Genomic DNA, 1,240 nt, shown 5'->3' on the forward strand with positions numbered 1-1,240 from the left:
TCAGCACTCCATAAAGGAGCGCGGGCATATCCTTCTACAGCTAAAGGTCGTCCACTGATATCTACAATTCTTTCTTCAGGCGCAGACTGAGCACCCAATGCCCCTGTGCCACGTCGATAATCAAGATTCAAATCTAGTAATGCATTGCCAATATATTGTCGATGTTGAAGACCCGCATTCCACCCCGCAGTTTCTCTACGCTGAACACCGATCTCTACATTCTCAATAAAATTTTGATTTTCTTTATGATAACCCTTGGTATAAATACTGGTTTTATGATGTGCGCCACGACTGATCATGCGTGAAAGTGTCAAATGACTTTGCTTGGTTTTTCCACTATATAAAATCGGTGCATTAAAGCCCGCGACCTTTTGTTCATACTTATATTCATTATGGGTTGCAGATAACTCATAGTTTCGAAATGGGATTGAATAGTTGATATAAAAGCTTTGATTAAAGTCTTCTTTCCAATCATCCAGTGAATGACTTAAATTGATGTTGAGCGCATCATTCAACCGCAAAAGATTGTTTAAACTAATCCCTAGACTACCGATATATAGCCCTGTATTTTTTGATCCCGAGTTATCAATGCCTAAACTCAATCCTAATTTTTTATAGGGTCTAGATGTCACAATAAGATCACTATACCCAACCAATTCCTGACCATCTTGAGCTACAGCCGGTTCTATCTTGATATCCACATCTCGATTTGAAGTACGCTTTAGATTTTCTAAGCCCTGATCAATATTTTTAAGATTTAAGATTTCATGATTTTTTATCGGTAAAGCAGTGAATATCTCAATTTTATTTACAGATTCATCCTTAGAGATAATTTGATGAATACGCCCTACATAGATATTTAAAACCAAATTTCCTTGAGTCAAATCTTGTGGATTGACCACAATTTGCGTGGTAATTAATCCTTGTTTAATCAGCTCGTTTTGAGCATATTTCACCAGATTCTGTAGGCTTTGAGTGCCTATACATTGCCCGACAACAAACTTAGGCTGATTTAAGTCATAGAACAAGCCATTGAAAATATTTTGATTCTTACTTTGCAGGGGGTCATTAATGATGAATTGGAGCTGTTTTATTTCAAAACATGGTGTTTCAGTAACAACAACATGATCACGACCGAGTTTTTCAATTTTTTGTTGTGGGGCTACTAATATATTTTCATTGTTTAACTTTTTTTCGAGTTCATTTAACCGTTGATCTTGACGAATGATTTCTGGTGTTG

General features: G+C 36.5%; 1 protein-coding gene. It reads right to left on the reverse strand.

Annotated elements, in window-relative coordinates:
* Nucleotides 1-1,240 (reverse strand): ShlB/FhaC/HecB family hemolysin secretion/activation protein (locus FY049_RS22150; RefSeq protein WP_446084423.1); only part of this gene is annotated, 1,240 nt, incomplete at both ends.

It is taken from the genome of Acinetobacter sp. 1125_18A, assembly GCF_052824985.1.